The organism is Bradyrhizobium jicamae (assembly GCF_018130215.1).
In the GTDB taxonomy this organism is placed as follows: Bacteria; Pseudomonadota; Alphaproteobacteria; order Rhizobiales; family Xanthobacteraceae; genus Bradyrhizobium; species Bradyrhizobium jicamae_A.
The window spans coordinates 115,996-130,880 of the sequence record NZ_JAFCKQ010000014.1 but is presented as its reverse complement, the minus strand read 5'-3'; the positions used below and the strand labels follow the sequence as shown (position 1 = coordinate 130,880).

The following is a 14,885-nucleotide window of genomic DNA, read 5'->3' as shown; positions in this document are numbered from 1 at the left end:
GGCCGGGCAATATATCGAGCAAACGGAGAAGTCTGCAATGAACCCCGCCTATCTCGCCTTCGAGGGCGACCGCCGCATCGCCGCAGGGAGCCTCGCTGAGGTTGCCCGCGCCGCCAAGCAGCTGCTCGACAGAAGCAAGGACGCTGCGATCCTGGTGTTCAACGACCAGACCTCGACATTGGTCGATATCGATTTCCGCGGCTCGATCGACGACGTGCTGGCGCGCCTGCCCAAGCCGGAGAGGCCGGCCGACGCGGATGCACCGCCGGCGCCGCGCGGACCGGGCCGGCCCCGGCTCGGCGTCGTGGCGCGCGAGATCACCCTGCTGCCGCGGCATTGGGACTGGCTGGCGCAGCAGAAGGGCGGCGCGTCGGTTGCGATCCGCAAGCTGGTCGACGAGGCACGGCGCTCCAGCGGCGACAGGGATCGCACCCGCCTCTCCCAGGATGCCGCCTACCGCTTCATGACCACGATGGCCGGCAACCGGCCGCATTACGAGGATGCGATCCGCGCACTGTTCGCGCATGACCGGCGGCGCTTTGCGACCCTGATCGCGGACTGGCCGGCCGACATCCGCGATCATGCGATGAAGCTCGCCTATGGCGATCAGGCGGACTAGTTTTTTGAGGCGTTTTCTTCACGCGAACCGGCGTCCGCGTCGCTCGAAAACGCTCCGGTGCGCGATCCAGGCGCCTGATTTGACATCGTGCGCTTCGGCTCACATGATGAGTATCATATTCTACCCGTGGCGCCTGCAGTAGCAGGCCCATGCTGAGATCGCCGAGGGGAGAGACGTCCATGAGCCCAAATCCGCAATTCCTGTTCGATTTCGGCAGCCCCAACGCCTTCCTCAGCCATCAGGCGATCCCGGCGATCGAGCAGCGCACCGGAGTCAGGTTCGAATATGTCCCGATTCTGCTCGGCGGCATCTTCAAGGCTACGAACAACAAGTCACCGGCCGAGACGCTCGCGGGCGTCAAGAACAAGCCGGAGTTCCAGAAGATCGAGACCGAGCGCTTTCTCAAGCGCTTCAACGTCAAGCCCTACACCTGGAACCCGTTCTTCCCGGTCAACACGCTGAACCTGATGCGCGCGGCAGTCGCGGCCCAGCTCGAGGGCGTGTTCGAGAAATACATCGAGGCCGCTTTCCACCATATGTGGGTCGAGCCGAAAAAGATGGACGATCCCGAGGTGGCCGGGAAGGCGATCGCCTCATCCGGCCTCGACGCCGCAAAGCTGTTCGCCCGCGCGCAGGACCCGGACGTGAAGGCCAAGCTGGTGGCTTACACCCAGTCCGCCGTCGAGCGCGGCGCGTTCGGCTCGCCGACCTTCTTCGTCGGCAACGAGATCTTCTTCGGCAAGGAGCAGCTGCGCGAGGTCGAGGAAATGGTCTCGGGGAAGTGAGTGGCGGATTGCGAATGGCGCACTAGCTTGTCAATCGCCACTCCCGATTCAGCAATTCCTCTCAAAGCAACAAAGAAGGACCAACTCCCATGCGCGTTCTCGTGGTCGGTGCCGGCGCGATCGGCGGTTATTTCGGCGGCCGGATGCTTCAGGCCGGCCGCGACATCACCTTCCTGGTGCGGCCCCGCCGCGGCTCCGAGCTGGCGTCGGCCGGCCTCGTGATCAAGAGCCCGAACGGCGACGTCACGCTGAAGAACCCGCCGGCCGTGCAGGCCGACAAGCTGTCGGACAAGTTCGACGTCGTGTTGCTGAGCTGCAAGGCATTCGATCTCGAGGACGCGATCAGGTCCTTTGCACCGGCGGTCGGCGACAAGACCGCGATCATCCCGCTGCTCAACGGCATGCTGCACCTCGACACGCTCGACAGGAAGTTCGGCGCCGCGCACGTGCTCGGCGGGCTCTGCGCCATCGCGGCGACACTGAACGATGCGCGCGAGGTGGTGCAGCTTCAGCCGATGCAGTCGCTCGGCTTCGGCGAGCGGACCGGCGGACTCTCCGACCGGGTGCGCGCGATCGCGGACACTTTCTCCGCGATCAACGGCGCGGCCGCCAGTGATCACATCATGCAGGACATGTGGGAGAAATGGGTGTTCCTGGCCTCGCTCGCCGCGTCGACGAGCCTGATGCGAACCTCGGTCGGCAACATCCTCGCCGCGCCCGGCGGCAAGGATTTCCTGCTCGGCATCCTCGATGAATGCAGTGCGATCGCAGCGGACGCCGGTCACTCGCCCGGCGGCCCGTTCTTCCAGCGTACCCGCGGGATGCTCACCACCGAAGGCTCGCCGATGACCGCCTCGATGTTCCGTGACATCAAGGCAGGCCTGCCGGTCGAAGCCGATCACGTGATCGGCGATTTGATCGTGCGCGCCGATGCGGCGAAGATCCCGGTGCCGAAGCTGCGCACGGCGTATACGCATCTCAAGGCGTATGAAAAGCAGCGGGGGTAGCTCCGCTGTCGTCCCTCCGGGCTGCTCCGCCTCTCACAGATGCGCGAGATAATGCGCCAGCGCCGTGATCTCCTCATCGCTGAGCGGATAGGCCACGTCGGCCATCGCCGCTTGCGCACCGCCGGAGCGGGCGCCCGACTTGTAGTCATGCAGCGCCTTGACGAGATATTCCTCGCGCTGGCCGGCAATGCGGGCCACGGCCTTGGTGCCGGCGAACGTATCGGTGTGGCATGAGGCGCAGCGGCGCCCGGCTGCAGCCTGCTTGCCCTTCTCGGACAGTTCCGGATTATCGTCCTTCGGTCCCTTGAACGGCGTCAACGAAGCAAAATAGCCGCCGAGATCGCGGATGTCCTCGTTGGTGAGTTGCTCGACGATCGGCTGCATCTGTTCGTTCTTGCGCGCGCCGGCGCGGAAGAACACCAGCTGCCACTGGATGTACTGATCGAGCTGGCCGGCCAGCGAGGGGATATTCTCGGTCTGCGAGATGCCGTTCTCGCCATGGCAACCGGAGCACACCTCGGCCTTCTCCTTGACGGCGGCGTTGTCGGCGGCACGCGTTGGTGCGATCGCCAGGGCAAGCACGAGGCCAAGGACTGCACGAGAGACGGATGTGTTCAGCATGGGACGGCGCTTTCGCGATTGTTGTTGGGATGCGAACGGAGGGGACCGACCTCATAACCCCGATCGGGGATCGTGAGTTCCGGTCACTGTGCCGCGTCTGATCCGGCATCTAAAACCACGAGGCTGCGGCCGCCTGATCGGCCACCGCAGCCTCGCATTGGTTCAGCCCTTACTTCTTGCTGTAGCTGATGCGATAGATCGCACCGGCCCAGTCGTCGGCGACGAGGATCGAGCCATCCTTGTCGAGCAGGATGTCGGCGGGACGGCCGAGATAACCCTGGTCGCCCTGGATCCAGCCGTCGGCGAAGATCTCCTGCTTGGCGTTCTTGCCCTCGGGGCTCGCGGTGATGCGCACGATGCGGCCGCCCTGGTACTTATGCCGGTTCCAGGAGCCGTGCTCGGCGATCAGGATGCTGTTCTTGTACTCGGCCGGGAACTGGCTGCCGGTATAGAACTTCATCCCGAGCGGAGCCACGTGCGCGCCGAGATTGTAGACCGGCGGGGTGAACTCCGAGCACTTGTGGCCCATCGCGAACTTCGGATCCGGCAGGTCGCCCTGGTGGCAGTACGGATAGCCGAAATGTTCGCCGAGCTTGGAGATCATGTTGAGCTTGTCGCTCGGCAGATCATCGCTGATCCAGTCGCGCGCGTTTTCGGTGAACCAGTACTTGCCGGTGCGCGGATCGACGTCGCCGCCGACCGAGTTGCGCACGCCGAGTGCCCAGATCTCCGCGTTGCCGGTCTTCGGATCGACGCGGCGAATCTGCGACACGCTGGTCGGCGGGATGCCGACATTGAAGGGCGGGCCGAACGGGATGAAGAACCAGCCTTCCTTGTCGACGGCGATGTATTTCCAGCCATGCGCCGCATAGGACGGCATGTCGTCATACACCACCTTGCCGCTGCCGAGATTGTCCAGATTGGCTTCGGCGTTCTCGTACTTGATCAGCTTGTCGACGGCGATGACGTAGAGCGACCCGTCCCTGAAGGTCAGGCCGGTGGGCATATTGAGGCCCTTGAGGATCGTCTTGACCTCTTTCTTCCCGTTATTGTCCTTGATCGCGTAGACGTTGCCGAGACCGAACGAGCCGACGAACAGCGTGCCCTTGTCACCCCACGCCATCTGGCGGGCGGCGAGCACGTTCGAGGCATAGACTTCGATCTTGAAGCCCGGCGGCAGCTTGATCTTCTTCATCATCGTCGCGAGCTCGGCGTCGGAGGCGCCGGTTGGCGGACCGGACGGCGGAGCAAGACCCTTCTGCGCTTCGGTCTCGTCGCCGAGGAACCAGTCATCCGGCGGATGCGTCCAGAATTCCTTGGTGCCGGATTCGTATTTCTTCAGCGGACGGTTCTTGTCCGCCGCTTGTTGTGCGCTGGCGAAGGTGGTCCCCGCCAGGAGCGCGATCGCCGCAAACGCAAGTATCGATCGATTGAAAGCCGATTTCATCGCGTCACTCCCCTATGCAAGCCGTTGCAGCTTGCTGCCTGTTATTGATTTTGAACGCCCTGAGAGATGATTTGGCGGTCTGTGAGGTAGGTCAGACGGCAAAATGGTAGCACATCCGTCGACGGTGAGAAGCGCTGGCGTCGTGGTGCGCTGCGGTCAAAACAATTTGAAAGGAAATTCCGTGCGCGCAATGTGCTTGAGAATGAGGCAGTCGCGTTGCAGCGCAATATTCTGACGAAGTGAACGGACATGTTGCGTGCAGTTTGTGCGCACGAAGACACGGAGCATCGATTGCGCGTATTCGTCACAGGAGGGACCGGCGTGATCGGCTCGGCAGTGGTACGCGAGCTGGTCGCCCGCCGCCATCACGTCATCGGGCTGGCGCGCTCGGAGACCGCGGCGGCCCGGCTTTCCGCGCGCGGCGCCGCGTCGATGGCAGGCGACATCTCTTCACCCGAAACATGGGTCGCGCAGCTTCCCGATATCGATGCCGTGGTTCACATGGCCTGCGATCTCGCATCCGATATGGGCGCGATCGAACGGCGTCTGCTCGACAAATTGCTGCCGGCGCTGGCAGCGCAACCGGCGAAGGTGCGCTTCGTATACACCGGCGGCTGCTGGCTGTTCGGCGCAACGGGCGACGTGGTCGCGACCGAGCGGACGGGATTTGATCCGCTTCCCGCCTTTGCCTGGATGATATCGCATCTCGAACGCATCCTTGCCGCGCACGACGTCCACGGCATCGTGATCCATCCTGCCATGGTCTATGAGCCGGCCGGCGGCGTCTTCCGTCGCTTTGCGCGTGATGCGTTCGCGGAGCGCGCGGTTCGTCTCGTCGGGGGCGAGGCCGTGCGCTGGCCGCTCGTGCACAGCGAAGACCTGGCGGCGCTCTATGCGCTGGCGCTCGAACGCGCCCCGGCAGGGTCGAGCTATATCGGCGCCGCGGCCGAAGGCCGCCCGGTCGGCCAGATCGCGCGAGCCTTCGCGAGGCTGACAGGTGGACCGCAGGAGCCGATGATCGTGTCCGCCGACGCGGCTGCGGCTGAGCTCGGCGAATGGGCCAGAGGCTATGCGCTCGATCAATGCCTGAGCGGTGCGAAGGCGCGGCACGAATTGGGCTGGCAACCGAAGCATCTCGACCCCGAAGCCGAGATCGCGGCCCTCGCCTGAAAACAAAAAGCCCGCAGGGACGGCGGGCCTTCATCAGACAGTCAATTCGGCTGGCGAGAAAATCTGGAGCGGGCGAAGGGGCTCGAACCCTCGACCCCGACCTTGGCAAGGTCGTGCTCTACCACTGAGCTACACCCGCATCCGAGATGGCGGCGATCGCTCGCCGGCAACGGCAGACCTATGCCAAATGCCGTCAGTGAATGCAACACAAGAGCGCGGCCCCGAGTCGACGAAATCGCCCGGTTTCCTTAAAAAACGACGCCGAATGGGGCCGAAACCGGGCTGCGTCACGATTTCTTTGCCTGACCGGCACGGCACCGGCCTCAGGCGTCATCGCAGCGCAGCGCGATTCGAAGCGCGGCTCGGTCCAGCCCGCCAGTATCGGCACCCTGCCCCGCGGCCCGGGGAGCGATTGAAATTTGTTCGCTGACCGCCATTTAGCGAGACAGAACGGCTGAACCGGCCGGCCGGAGCGTGCTAGAACGCGCCCCAGGTTTTTGACCTCACAAGACCAGGCGAGGACGACGTGACGATAATGGAGCAGGGCGGCCCCACACCCCAGGCAGCGCCCGATCTGATCAAGGAAACGACGACCCAGACCTTCGTGAAGGACGTGATCGAGGAATCGCGCCGTCAGCCGGTCCTGATCGACTTCTGGGCGCCCTGGTGCGGTCCCTGCCGCCAGCTCACGCCGATGCTGGAAAAGGCGGTCCGCAACGCCAAGGGCCGGGTCAAGCTGGTCAAGATGAACATCGACGATCATCCGGCGATCCCCGGCCAGATGGGCATCCAGTCGATCCCGGCCGTGATCGCCTTCGTCAACGGCCAGCCGGCCGACGGCTTCATGGGCGCGGTGCCGGAGAGCCAGGTCAACGCCTTCATCGACAAGATCACCAAGGGCGTGCCTGCCGCCGGCGAGCCCAATATCGCTGAGATCCTGGCGGAGGCCGAGGCCGTGCTCGCAGAGGGCGATGCCGCCGCGGCCGCGCAGATCTATGCCGAGGTGCTGGCGCTGGACGCCACCAACATCCCGGCGCTCGCCGGCCTCGCCAAGTGCTACATCACGTCCGGCGCGGTCGAGCAGGCCAAACAGACGCTCGCGATGGTGCCGGAATCCAAGCGCGGCGACGCCGCGGTGAAGGCCGTGCAGGCCGCGATCGATCTCGCCGAGCAGGCGCAATCGGTCGGCCCGGTCGCGGAGCTGGAACAGAAAGTTGCCGCAAACCCGCTCGATCATCAGGCCCGCTTCGACCTCGCGACGGCGCTGAATGCGATGGGCAGGCGCGCTGAAGCGACCGAGCAACTGCTCGCCATCGTCAGGCGCGACCGCAAGTGGAACGACGACGGCGCGCGCAAGCAGCTGGTGCAGTTCTTCGAGGCGTGGGGCGGCACCGATGAGGCAACCGTCGAGGGGCGCAAGCGGTTGTCGACGATCCTGTTCTCCTGAAGTTCGCCCGTCACAGCAGCGGGACCGCAGATGCCGATTAATGCCGAATATCGTGGACCCGCGGAGCTCCCCGAGGTGATCCCGGTGTTTCCGCTCCCCGGCGCGCTGTTGCTGCCGCGCGGCCAGATGCCGCTCAACATCTTCGAGCCGCGTTATCTCGCGATGGTCGACGACTCGCTGCGTGACGGCCACCGCCTGATCGGGATGATCCAGCCTGACGTGACGCATTCCTCGAACGAGGCCAGGCCGGTGCTGTTCCGGATCGGCTGCGTCGGCCGCATCACGCAGCTCGCCGAGTCCGGCGACGGCCGCTACATCCTCGAACTCACCGGGGTCGCGCGCTTCAAGGTGGTCGAGGAGCTGACCGTGCTGACGCAGTACCGGCAGTGCAAGGTCGACTTCTTCTCCTTCACCGACGACTTCACCGCGCGCAAGGGCGAAGCGGCGGTCGACCGCAAGGCGCTGCTCGAGGTGCTCGCCGATTTCCTGGAAGCCAACAAGCTGAAGGTCGACTGGGAAGGCATCGAGGCTGCGCCCAACGAGGCGCTGGTCAACGCGCTGGCGATGATGTCGCCCTATGGCTCCGCCGAGAAGCAGGCGATGCTGGAGGCGCCCGACCTGAAGACCCGTGCGGAGATCCTGATCGCGATCACCGAGATGGATCTCGCCAAGAAGCGCACCAGCGGCGATCCGCCGGTGCAGTGACGGGTCTGCCTCGCACCCGGCTAGGCGCGATTGGCTACGGATCCATCATGAACCGGCGCCGGCCAGTGCGCGGCGTCCTGTTCTGCGTGCACCGGCGCGCGCCCGCCGCCTGATCATCTGCGCGACCTTGGCGCTGTCGACCGGCGGGCTGAAGTGGAAGCCCTGCGCCTCGACGCAGGCCTCGGCGCGGAGGATGTCGAGCTGCTCCCCGGTCTCGACGCCTTCGGCCGTCGTCGTCTTGCCGAGGCTGACGGCGAACCGCACCACCGCGCGCGCGATGCGCCGCGCCTCCTCGGCCGGTCCCGACAGCTCATGGACGAAGCTGCGGTCGATCTTGACCTTGTCGAACGGAAAGCGCTGCAGGAAGCTCAGTGACGAATAGCCGGTGCCGAAATCGTCGAGGGCGATCCGCACCCCGAGATCATGCAGCCGGCCGAGCGCCGCGAATACGGTCGCGCTGTCGTGCATCATCGCCGTCTCGGTCACCTCGAGCTCGAGCCGCTGCGGCGCGATCCCGCCGGCCGCCAGCGCGCGCACGATGACCGGTACCAGCTCCGGACTCCTGAACTGGGCCGGCGACAGGTTGATCGCGATCTTGAGATCGTCGGGCCAATTGGCGGCGTCCGCGCAGGCGGTTCGCAGCACCCATTCGCCGAGCGGCACGATCAGGCCGGTCTCCTCGGCAAGCGGGATGAATTTTGCCGGCGGCACCATGCCGCGCTGCGGGTGATTCCATCGCAGCAGCGCCTCGAAGCCGCTGGTCTCCCCGCTCGCGACGTCGATGAACGGCTGATAATGCAACGCGAACTCACCGTTCATCAGCGCGCTGCGCATGTCGCGCTCGAGGTTGCGCCGCGCGTGCAGCTGGTGATCGAGCTGCGGCTCGAAGAAGCGGAACAAGCCGCGGCCGCCACTCTTGGCCGAGTAGAGCGCAAGGTCGGCGCTGCGCAGGATCTCGTCCGAATCGGCGCCATCCTGCGGTGCGATCGCGATGCCGATGCTGGTCGCGGCGGTCACCTGATGATGGCCGAGATCGACCGGCCCGCTCAGCGCCTTGCCGATCTTCTCGGCGAGCAGGCTGGCGTCCGCGACCGGGTCGCTCACATAGTCGAGCACGGCGAACTCGTCGCCGCCGAGCCGCGCAACCAGCGCCGTCTCGCAGACGCACCGGCGCAGCCGTGCGGCGACCGCCTGCAGCAGCGCATCGCCCGCGGGATGTCCGAGCGTGTCGTTGACTTCCTTGAAACGATCGAGATCGAGCATCAGCACCGCGAGGCTTTGCCCGCCGCCGCGCGTGACGGACAGCGCGTGATCGAGACGTTCGCGCAGCAGCACCCGGTTCGGCAGATCGGTCAGCGCGTCATGCTGGGCCATATGGGTGATCTTGGCCTCGGAGCGGCGCTGCTCGGTGACGTCGAGGTGCGTCGCCACCCAACCGCCGCCGGCCATCGGCTGCCGAGTGACGCAGATCAGGCGTCCGTCCGCCAGCTCGTCGACCCGGCTGCTGATCTCGCTGGACGGCAGCGCATTCAGCGTCGCCAGAACCTGCGTCGCCGCGGTGGCGCTGGTGTCGCCCTTGAGCACACCGGTCGCGATGCGGTGGGTGATGATGTCGCGATGCGCCGTGCCGGGCAGCAGCAATTCGGGTGGCAACAGGTACATCTTGGCGTAGCGCTCGTTGCAGACGACGAGCCGCTTCTCCGCGTCGAACATGCAGAGGCCCTCGCCCATGTGGTTGATCGCGGTGTCCAGCCTGAGCTTCTGCTCCTGCAATTCGCGTTGCGAGACCTCGACCTGGTGGCGGGCGAGCGACAGCTGGCTGATGATCTCCTCGAAGCGGCGGGTTCGCCGCGCGAGGCGGCGGTCGGCCAGCACGCCGACCAGGCTCATCCCGAGCACCGACAGCGCGACGCCCGCGATCGCCACGGCGAGGAAGGTTGGAGAGAGCGACAGCGCCTCCGGCACCAGCGTCGGATCGGGGACGATGTCGACGGCACCCATCGCCGTGAAGTGATGCGCGACGATGGCAAGCGTCAGCAGCAGGGCGGCGGCGGATGTCGCCAGCCGGCTCTGGTAACGAACCGCGACCGCGAGCGCGGCATAGCCGAGCAGCATCCCGAATGCGATCGAGGCGACCACGAGATGCATCGCCCAGACCACATGGCCCGGCACTTCGAGCGCCCACATGCCGAGATAGTGCATGCTGGCAATCCCCGCACCGATGATGGCACCGCCAATCGGCGCTCGCCAGGGGTTGGTCTCTCCGAGGGCAAAGCCCAGTCCGCCCGAGGTCACGATCATCGCCGCGGCCAGCGACACCGCCGTCAGCGCGATGTTGTATCCGGTCGGAATACCGGGCTCGTAGGCGAGCATGGCAATGAAATGCGTCGCCCAGATTCCATAGCCGATCGCGGCGCCTGCGATCGCAATCCAGATCAGGCGAGTCCTCGCATGCACGGCCATCGCACGGTGGAAGATGTTGACCGCGGCGACGCTCGCGACGAAGCAGACGAGGCCGGCGAGCAGAACGAGCCGCCAGTCATGCTCGCCGGTCAGGCACGTAAAAACACGAAACATCTCGTCGGCCCACGATGGTTCAATCCGACGAATAGTCCGCTTGAATTGCCTTCTCGATAATTGCCTTGTCGATGAGATTCCGCAGCTTTCAGTGGCATGGTTATCCGCGCGTAAGCCGAACCCTCGTTGAAATTGATGACCCCATAAATCCCCGGCGCGTATGCACAAAGCCGTGCATAACGACGCAAACAATTCCGTCGTTGCGGCCTCAGCCGCGATTGGCCCGCACGCGATTCCGGTTCAGCCAATCGATCCATGACCGTGTGCCGCGGACGCCGCGGCTCACGACGAAACCCATGCCACGCGCAGACTTATCCGAAAGCGGCATGGGCAGGACGATGCGGCGCCGGCCCTGCGTCCTGAGATAGTCCCGCGCGATCGCGACCAAGCTCAGATCGTCCGGCCCGCCGATCTCGGCGCGCACGCCGCATCCGCCGTCGAAGGCGCAAGCGACGAGATGATCGGCGACATCGGACGTATCGACGGGATTGAGTATGGTCGTCGGCACCGGCCACGCCGGCAGCCACGACAGTCCGGCGAACAGGTTCTCGAGAAGATAATAGAACGGCATCGCGCGGACGACCGACCAAGGCAGGTTCGACCGACGTACCAGCTGCTCGCCCGCCAGCTTCACGCGGGAATAAGGCAGCGTGGCGTCTTCAAGTCCGACGATCGAGACGTGGACGAAGTGCTGCACTCCGGCATCCTGGCCGAGTGCGAGCAGCCGCGCGGTCCCGTCGACATCCACGACCGCGGGAGACTTGATGAAGTCGATCGGCCGCATGCTGCCGCGACGAGCGATCGGCGAACAGGTCGCGGCGTTGATCACGGTGTGCACCCCGCGCAATGCGTCGCGCAGCCCATCGCCGGTCGCGAGATCGCCCGTAGCCCACTGGACGCCGGGCGACGGCTGCGGCCTCCGCGTCAACACCCGCACGCGGTGCCCTGCTTCGACGAGGCGGCTGACGAGATCACGGCCAAGATGGCCCGTGCCTCCGGTGACGAGGACGAGGGACATGTCCAGTCTCCATTGATGATGACTCGATCAGGCTCCAAGCGGGACGAGCACCGTTTCGCCAGTCGCGACCGGCACCGTCTCCCCATCCTCGGTCTCCGCAAACAGCTCCGCTCGTGCAAACGCCTGTTTGCGGCCCGGCCGCACAATGGTGCCCCTGGCGACGAACCTGCGGCCAACGGCCGGCCGCAGGCAGTTCATCGAGAAATGCGATGCGGTGACGTTGCCGACGACGGTTGCCGCCGCGAAGCCGCAAGCGGTGTCGAGCAGGGCCGCGATGATGCCGGCGTGCAGATGACCGGCATATTGAGTGAGGTCATCGCGCCACGCCATGTGTAGCTCGACCTCGCCGTCGCCGGCCGCGACGACCTCGAGGCCGATCAGTCCGTTGAACGCGGCCGACGCATTGGTCGCGATCAGGCGCTGCAGATCGAATCCCGAACCTGTGGTCATGCAAGGCTCCATTTCGGTGTGCGACGGTCGAGATGGGCCCGGACGGCCTCGACGTGATTGGGCGAGCCGAGCAAAGCCTTCTGCGCCATGGTCTCGGCCTCCAGTCCGGCAGCCGCGTCGCGATCGGCGACGCGATTGAGCAGTCGCTTGGCGGCACGGATCGCATCAGGACTGCGGTCGGCGATGATGCGTGCCGTCTCCAGGGCGGCCTCACGCGGATTGTTTTCAATCCGCGTGGCAAAACCGTAGGCCAACGCGTCCTCCGCAGCGAAGATTCGTGCCGTGAAGGTCAGCTCGCGAATGATATCCTCGCGGGCGAGGTGCCGCATCAGCTGCGTGCCGGCCATGTCGGGCACCAGGCCCCAATTGGCTTCGATGATGCCAAGCCTGGCATCCGGTGCGACATATCGGATGTCGGCGCCGAGCGCGAGCTGAAAGCCGCCGCCCAACGCGACACCGTGCACCGCCGCGATGACGGGCATCGGCAGCTCGCGCCATAGCCACACCAGATGCTGTGCCCAATTGGTGATGCCGTGCGTCCGCTGGCCGAGGTCGGCGAATGGCAGGATCGATTCACCTTCGGTCGTCGCCACCAGCCGTTCCATATCGAGCCCTGCGCAAAAGGCCTTGCCTTCACCCGACAGCACCACGGCTCGTACGCGACGATCCTGCGCGAGCCGCTCGCCGATTGCCGCGATCGCCTCGAACATCGCTGGATCGAGGGCATTCAGCTTGTCCGGGCGGTTCAGCCTGACGTCGGCGACGCCATTGGCGACGCTGAACGTGATGCGGTTATCAATCATCTGGAGGCCTTCCGTTAATAGCCGGCAGCCGCGAGAGCGACGACGATGCTCATGCCGATCCAGCCGAAGTGACGTCCACGGGTGGCGATCGCATTGGCAAGCGCAGCGGCACCGAACACCACGGCGAGCGTGGCGACGATCCAGTGGCGCGCGGCAGCGTCAGTCGTCGAGGCTGCTGCGAGCAGCAGCACGCCGCCGCCGATCCAGGCGATCGTGCCGGCCTGCCAGACCAACCGGAGCAGGAGGCGCAGCCGGGGCGGCTCGACGGTGGCGCGCGCGAACACCCTGGTCTCGCCGAGCACGCCATGGATCAGGCTAATGACGATCACGATGACGCCTGCGGCTTGCAGCAAGAGATTTCCCATGGAAGTTCTCCATCTCACCGTACAGTACTGTATGGTGATATGTCGCGACGGTGGCGCCTGTCAATACACTTCTGTATGGTGGAACCGGGCACGGCGAGGAACAATGGCAGACCAGCTTTCGGCGCAGGATTGGCTTGACCAGGGCCTCACTACGCTGGCGAAGAACGGCTTCACGGCGCTGAAGGCGGAACCGCTGGCCAAGGCGCTTGGCGTGTCACGCGGCAGTTTCTACTGGCATTTCGCCGATATCGGCGCCTACCATGCCGCGATCCTCAAGCGCTGGCGCGACATCGCTGCCGAGCAGATCATCGCGGGCATCGAGGCCGCCAAGGGCGAAGACCCGGTGGCCGTGCTGCTGCGTCTGACCTTCATCAACAAGCTCGCACTGGAGCGCGCCGTGCGCAGCTGGGCCGCGCATGATTCCGCGGCGCGCGCCGCAGTGCAGGCGATCGACCGCAGGCGGCTCGATTATGTCGAGATCCTGCTGAGACGGGTCGGGCTGCCTGACGCCGTCGCGCGCGCCCGCGCGCAGATCCTCTATTGGACATTCCTCGGCTTCGCCCTGTCCGAGCAGACGTTGCCTCAGGACAGGCAGCGTGCCGTGCTCGACGAGCTGCTGCGGATGGCGACGCGACCGCCGCCATGACACCGCGTATCCGGATGTGATACACGACAGCGAGCCGGAGATTTCCATGAATTCCACGCCCGACCATCTCGAAAGCACCACCGACCCGAAGCTCCTGGAAATCCTGGTCTGCCCGATCACCAAGGGCCCGCTGGAATTCGACGCCGCACGGCAGGAGCTGATCTCGCGCTCTGCCAAGCTCGCCTATCCGATCCGGGACGGCATTCCGATCATGTTGCCGGAAGAGGCGCGGAAGATCGACTGACCCTCGGATGCGTGCGATCGCAACATGGCTGCTGTTGCTCGTCTCGCTGACGAGCGCGGCGGCCGACGAGAGCAACGTTCGCGTCGGCCCGATCGACGCGGTGCTGACGGTTCCGCCCAACGTTGCAAAGCCGCCGGTCGCGCTTCTGATCGCCGGTTCCGGATCGACCGATCATGACGGCAACGGGCCGCAGCTCAAGCCGGCGACTTTGAAGAAGCTGTCCGAGCAACTGGTCGCGCGCGGCATCGCGACGCTGCGCTACGACAAGCGCGGCGCCGGCGGCTGGAAGAAGGAGTTCGGCCGGCCGGAGGATTTTCGCTTCAGGGATCTTGTCGACGACGCCGCGTCGCTGGTCGGTTACCTGCGCGTCAGCGGCAGGTTCTCGCGCATCGCGGTGGTCGGGCACAGCGAAGGCGGCCTGGTTGCGATCCTCACCGCACAGCGCGAGCCGGTCGACCGGCTGGTGCTGCTGGTAACGGCGGCGCGCAAGCAGGGTGACCTCCTGAAGGCGCAGCTCGAAAAACAGCTGCCGCGGGACAGGTTCGAACCGATCGGCAAGGCAATCGACAGCATCATGGCCGGGCAGATCGTCGATCCGCCGCCGGTCGAGCTCGCGATCCCGCCCGCAATGCAGCCCGGCATGACGTCCGCCTTCACCGAGGATCCGATCGACCCGCTGAGGAAGATCACGGGGCCCGTGCTGGTCATCGCCGGCGGCCGCGACCATCAGCTGGTGCGGCTCGACTTCCTCGCGCTCACCACCGCCGACATCGCCGCGAAATCCCTGTGGCTGCCGGACATGAATCACGTGCTGGTCGACGTGACGGACGATGCTGACGATGTTGCCAGCTACAACCAGCCTGAGCGGCCGCTCGATCCTGACATGATCGACGCGGTGGCGAGCTTCATTGGGCAGGGTCGAGGCGATCGTGGTGAACAGTAGCCCGCTCCGGGGCAGACCATCCGCGGTCAGGCTTGAGC

General features: G+C 65.5%; 16 protein-coding genes and 1 tRNA gene. 9 read left to right on the top strand and 8 right to left on the bottom strand.

Translation table 11 applies throughout. From position 1 onward, the window contains the following. Positions 1 to 37 precede the first annotated feature (37 nt). The 3 genes from JQ586_RS17820 to panE all read left to right on the top strand — a co-directional run bounded on the left by JQ586_RS17820 (position 38) and on the right by panE (position 2,411). Positions 38 to 619, top strand: a complete 582-nt coding sequence (locus JQ586_RS17820) for a DUF2239 family protein (RefSeq protein WP_212395902.1) — start codon at positions 38 to 40, stop codon at positions 617 to 619. A gap of 179 nt (positions 620 to 798) precedes the next feature. Next, positions 799 to 1,404, top strand: coding sequence for a 2-hydroxychromene-2-carboxylate isomerase (locus JQ586_RS17815; protein WP_212395901.1), 606 nt, complete (start codon positions 799 to 801; stop codon positions 1,402 to 1,404). An 89-nt stretch (positions 1,405 to 1,493) separates the two neighbouring features. Further along, entirely contained in the window at positions 1,494 to 2,411 is a 918-nt protein-coding gene (gene panE / locus JQ586_RS17810) for a 2-dehydropantoate 2-reductase (protein ID WP_212395900.1), read from the top strand. A gap of 33 nt (positions 2,412 to 2,444) precedes the next feature. On the opposite strand, the gene JQ586_RS17805 is transcribed toward panE, so the two are convergent. Further along, positions 2,445 to 3,032 (bottom strand): cytochrome c, encoded by a 588-nt coding sequence (locus JQ586_RS17805; RefSeq protein ID WP_212395899.1) that lies wholly within the window; start codon positions 3,030 to 3,032, stop codon positions 2,445 to 2,447. Positions 3,033 to 3,201: 169 nt separating this feature from the next. Then, positions 3,202 to 4,479 carry a sorbosone dehydrogenase family protein gene (locus tag JQ586_RS17800; protein WP_212395898.1) on the bottom strand — a complete coding sequence of 426 codons (1,278 nt, stop codon included), beginning with the start codon at positions 4,477 to 4,479 and terminating at the stop codon, positions 3,202 to 3,204. A gap of 291 nt (positions 4,480 to 4,770) precedes the next feature. Here JQ586_RS17800 and JQ586_RS17795 point away from each other — a divergent pair, with 291 nt between their 5' ends. Continuing rightward, positions 4,771 to 5,649: an NAD-dependent epimerase/dehydratase family protein gene (locus tag JQ586_RS17795; protein ID WP_212395897.1), complete on the top strand. Its 879-nt coding sequence runs from the start codon at positions 4,771 to 4,773 to the stop codon at positions 5,647 to 5,649. Positions 5,650 to 5,713: 64 nt separating this feature from the next. Here JQ586_RS17795 and JQ586_RS17790 read toward each other — a convergent pair. Then, a tRNA-Gly gene (locus tag JQ586_RS17790) sits at positions 5,714 to 5,788 on the bottom strand. Between the two features lie 387 nt (positions 5,789 to 6,175). Between JQ586_RS17790 and trxA the strand changes: the two genes are divergently transcribed. Both trxA and JQ586_RS17780 read left to right on the top strand, forming a co-directional pair. Continuing rightward, positions 6,176 to 7,096 (top strand): thioredoxin, encoded by a 921-nt coding sequence (gene trxA, locus JQ586_RS17785; RefSeq protein ID WP_212395896.1) that lies wholly within the window; start codon positions 6,176 to 6,178, stop codon positions 7,094 to 7,096. 30 nt (positions 7,097 to 7,126) lie between these two features. After that, positions 7,127 to 7,801: an LON peptidase substrate-binding domain-containing protein gene (locus JQ586_RS17780; RefSeq protein ID WP_212395895.1), complete on the top strand. Its 675-nt coding sequence runs from the start codon at positions 7,127 to 7,129 to the stop codon at positions 7,799 to 7,801. Between the two features lie 45 nt (positions 7,802 to 7,846). Here JQ586_RS17780 and JQ586_RS17775 read toward each other — a convergent pair whose 3' ends face one another. The 5 genes from JQ586_RS17775 to JQ586_RS17755 all read right to left on the bottom strand — a co-directional run bounded on the left by JQ586_RS17775 (position 7,847) and on the right by JQ586_RS17755 (position 13,014). Then, complete coding sequence (locus tag JQ586_RS17775; protein ID WP_212395894.1) at positions 7,847 to 10,378, bottom strand: EAL domain-containing protein; 2,532 nt, start codon at positions 10,376 to 10,378, stop codon at positions 7,847 to 7,849. Between the two features lie 208 nt (positions 10,379 to 10,586). Continuing rightward, positions 10,587 to 11,396, bottom strand: coding sequence for an SDR family oxidoreductase (locus JQ586_RS17770; protein ID WP_212395893.1), 810 nt, complete (start codon positions 11,394 to 11,396; stop codon positions 10,587 to 10,589). Between the two features lie 27 nt (positions 11,397 to 11,423). Then, positions 11,424 to 11,846, bottom strand: coding sequence for a PaaI family thioesterase (locus tag JQ586_RS17765; protein WP_212395892.1), 423 nt, complete (start codon positions 11,844 to 11,846; stop codon positions 11,424 to 11,426). Further along, positions 11,843 to 12,646: a crotonase/enoyl-CoA hydratase family protein gene (locus JQ586_RS17760; RefSeq protein ID WP_212395929.1), complete on the bottom strand. Its 804-nt coding sequence runs from the start codon at positions 12,644 to 12,646 to the stop codon at positions 11,843 to 11,845. Before JQ586_RS17760 ends, JQ586_RS17765 begins: the two co-directional genes overlap by 4 nt. 17 nt (positions 12,647 to 12,663) lie before the next feature. Further along, positions 12,664 to 13,014 (bottom strand): hypothetical protein, encoded by a 351-nt coding sequence (locus JQ586_RS17755; RefSeq protein WP_212395891.1) that lies wholly within the window; start codon positions 13,012 to 13,014, stop codon positions 12,664 to 12,666. A gap of 103 nt (positions 13,015 to 13,117) precedes the next feature. On the opposite strand from JQ586_RS17755, the gene JQ586_RS17750 reads away from it, so the two are divergent. From JQ586_RS17750 to JQ586_RS17740, 3 genes are read left to right on the top strand one after another with little or no spacing between them, the layout of a single operon-like run. After that, positions 13,118 to 13,660, top strand: coding sequence for a TetR/AcrR family transcriptional regulator (locus JQ586_RS17750; protein ID WP_212395890.1), 543 nt, complete (start codon positions 13,118 to 13,120; stop codon positions 13,658 to 13,660). A gap of 46 nt (positions 13,661 to 13,706) precedes the next feature. Further along, positions 13,707 to 13,904, top strand: coding sequence for a Trm112 family protein (locus JQ586_RS17745; protein ID WP_212395889.1), 198 nt, complete (start codon positions 13,707 to 13,709; stop codon positions 13,902 to 13,904). Between the two features lie 7 nt (positions 13,905 to 13,911). Continuing rightward, entirely contained in the window at positions 13,912 to 14,847 is a 936-nt protein-coding gene (locus tag JQ586_RS17740) for a S9 family peptidase (protein ID WP_212395888.1), read from the top strand. Positions 14,848 to 14,885 lie beyond the last annotated feature (38 nt).

Excerpts from the sequence above, each read along its gene's own strand:
- JQ586_RS17820 (WP_212395902.1), top strand. The coding sequence starts at position 38 with ATGAACCCCGCCTATCTCGCCTTCGAGGGCGACCGCCGCATCGCCGCA.
- JQ586_RS17815 (WP_212395901.1), top strand. The coding sequence starts at position 799 with ATGAGCCCAAATCCGCAATTCCTGTTCGATTTCGGCAGCCCCAACGCC.
- panE (WP_212395900.1), top strand. The coding sequence starts at position 1,494 with ATGCGCGTTCTCGTGGTCGGTGCCGGCGCGATCGGCGGTTATTTCGGC.
- JQ586_RS17805 (WP_212395899.1), bottom strand. The coding sequence starts at position 3,032 with ATGCTGAACACATCCGTCTCTCGTGCAGTCCTTGGCCTCGTGCTTGCC.
- JQ586_RS17800 (WP_212395898.1), bottom strand. The coding sequence starts at position 4,479 with ATGAAATCGGCTTTCAATCGATCGATACTTGCGTTTGCGGCGATCGCG.
- JQ586_RS17780 (WP_212395895.1), top strand. The coding sequence starts at position 7,127 with ATGCCGATTAATGCCGAATATCGTGGACCCGCGGAGCTCCCCGAGGTG.
- JQ586_RS17775 (WP_212395894.1), bottom strand. The coding sequence starts at position 10,378 with ATGTTTCGTGTTTTTACGTGCCTGACCGGCGAGCATGACTGGCGGCTC.
- JQ586_RS17770 (WP_212395893.1), bottom strand. The coding sequence starts at position 11,396 with ATGTCCCTCGTCCTCGTCACCGGAGGCACGGGCCATCTTGGCCGTGAT.
- JQ586_RS17765 (WP_212395892.1), bottom strand. The coding sequence starts at position 11,846 with ATGACCACAGGTTCGGGATTCGATCTGCAGCGCCTGATCGCGACCAAT.
- JQ586_RS17755 (WP_212395891.1), bottom strand. The coding sequence starts at position 13,014 with ATGGGAAATCTCTTGCTGCAAGCCGCAGGCGTCATCGTGATCGTCATT.
- JQ586_RS17750 (WP_212395890.1), top strand. The coding sequence starts at position 13,118 with ATGGCAGACCAGCTTTCGGCGCAGGATTGGCTTGACCAGGGCCTCACT.
- JQ586_RS17745 (WP_212395889.1), top strand. The coding sequence starts at position 13,707 with ATGAATTCCACGCCCGACCATCTCGAAAGCACCACCGACCCGAAGCTC.
- JQ586_RS17740 (WP_212395888.1), top strand. The coding sequence starts at position 13,912 with ATGCGTGCGATCGCAACATGGCTGCTGTTGCTCGTCTCGCTGACGAGC.